The 1,859-nt window shown below is 65.5% G+C and carries 2 protein-coding genes; both read right to left on the reverse strand.

Annotation, left to right across the window (positions count from 1 at the left end; translation table 11 throughout):
• Positions 1–107: 107 nt before the first annotated feature.
• On the reverse strand, positions 108–890 hold the full coding sequence (gene istB / locus G1C95_RS12355; RefSeq protein WP_240947569.1) for an IS21-like element helper ATPase IstB: 783 nt from the start codon (positions 888–890) through the stop codon (positions 108–110).
• On the reverse strand, positions 877–1,859 hold a 983-nt coding region (locus tag G1C95_RS12360), incomplete at its 5' end, for a DDE-type integrase/transposase/recombinase (RefSeq protein WP_169173259.1). The genes istB and G1C95_RS12360, both read right to left, overlap by 14 nt.

The following is a 1,859-nucleotide window of genomic DNA, read 5'->3' on the forward strand; positions in this document are numbered from 1 at the left end:
TGTCTTTCGTCAAATTGATGTGAACATCGTCGGCACTTTTTCTGAACACCGTCGGCGTTCAAATTGAACATGGTCGGCGGTTGGTTCCTTTGTTTTGTTGTGTTTGGTTATTTCATGAGCGAGTGTCTGTTCCTGTAGGATTCGCCGTGGAACCTGACGATGCGCCCGTGGTGGACGATGCGGTCGATGACCGCGGCGGCCATGTCGCCGTCGCCGAACACGTCCGCCCAACGGCTGAATTCGAGGTTCGAGGTGAAGATGATGCTCCTGCGTTCGTACGAGTCGGCGATTATCTGGAACAGGAGACGGGCCCCGTCGATGTCGATGGGCAGGTAGCCGAGCTCGTCGATGATGATCAGCCCGGCTCTGCCGATCGCCTTGAGCTCGGCGTCGAGGCGATTCTCGTCCTTGGCTCTGCGCAGTCGCATGACCAGGCCGGAGGCGGTGAAGAACCTGACCGGGATCATGCGCTGGCAGGCGAGGGTCCCGATGGCGATGGCGAGGTGGGTCTTGCCGCATCCCACGTCGCCGTAGAGCACGAGGTCCTCGGCCCTGTCGACGAATTCCAGGCTGGTCAGCTGTTCTCGGCCCCAGCCGGCGGGGAACGAGGCCATGCTCCAGTCGTAGCCGTCCAGGCTTTTCTCCTGGGGGAACATGGCCTGCTTCGTCAGTCGGAGCCGTTTGCCCTCGGCGCGGCTGGCGTTCTCCGCGGCGAACAGATTCGCGAGGAACCCCAACTGGCCCGGGGTCGCGTCGGCGACCGCGTCCCTGAGCACCGCCTTGGTCAACGGCAGGTTGCGGGCGAGCTCCATGACCTGCTCGGGGGTGGATTTGTCGACCGTCCGGCCGCCTCGACGGCCGGTGGGTGCGCTTCCGTCACCGTTCATCATGCGCCTCCATGTACTTGTCGTAGCGTTTCAGGTCGGCGGCGGAGTCGCCGGAACCGCCCTGCAGGATGCGTCTGGCCGTCGTCTCGATCGCGGCCCGGTCGAGGCTCCTGCCCGCGTCGATGACCATGGCCGCGGCCTTGACCGCGGCGGCGAAGCCACATGACGACGAAACCGCCCGGATGTCGTCGATCAGGTCCCTTCTGGCCTTCCCGTCCATGCGGTCGAGCAGCTCGCGCACGGGTTGCGGGAAATCGCCGCGTATCGGGCTTTCTCCCCATGCGCGCGGTTTGCGGGCGATGACCGCGAGCAGCGTCGAGGGGTCCAGCCGCGTCCTCGGCTCATGGCCCCACGCGCGCTCCAACGTGACGATGTGCCCTCCGTCCGGGTCGCGCATCTCGATCGAGAACGCGCGCACCCCGGCCCTGATGCGCGAGGAGCGCCATTTCGGGCCGGCGAGGTACCGGTTGCCGTCGACGGTGACGGTGCCTGTCTTGTCTGCTTTGACCATCCGCCAGTCGCATGCGTCAAACCGCACGCCCGGTAATGCGAGCATGTGGTCGAGCTCCGTTTCGAACAGGCCCCTTATCGGCTCGCCCTTGCGGTAGTGCGCGCGTGCGGCGATCCGGTCGCATTCGGCGAGCCAGGCGGCGGAAAGCGCCTCCATGCTCTCCGCCGAGGGAACGGGCACCATCAGGTTGCGCCTCACGAAACCGACCGCATTCTCCACGCTGCCTTTCTCATGGCCCGAATACGGGTTGCAGAACCTGGCCTCGAACCCGTAGTGCGCGCACAGCAGGGAGAACAGGCGGGTCTGGGTGACGCTGCCGTCCGGATTGCGGTGCCCGGCGCCCGTGGCGTTGTCGATCACCAGCACCCGCGGAACCATGCCGATATGCTCGAACACCACGGCGAGACCGTGGCACAGGCATTCCGCGGTCTCACCCGGCAGCGCCACCACGCAGCGCATGT

Source organism: Bifidobacterium oedipodis (assembly GCF_012932425.1).
Classification (GTDB): domain Bacteria; phylum Actinomycetota; class Actinomycetes; order Actinomycetales; family Bifidobacteriaceae; genus Bifidobacterium; species Bifidobacterium oedipodis.

Bases quoted from the DNA above. Each gene is read 5' to 3' on its own strand.
- istB (WP_240947569.1), bottom strand. From the start codon at position 890: ATGATGAACGGTGACGGAAGCGCACCCACCGGCCGTCGAGGCGGCCGG.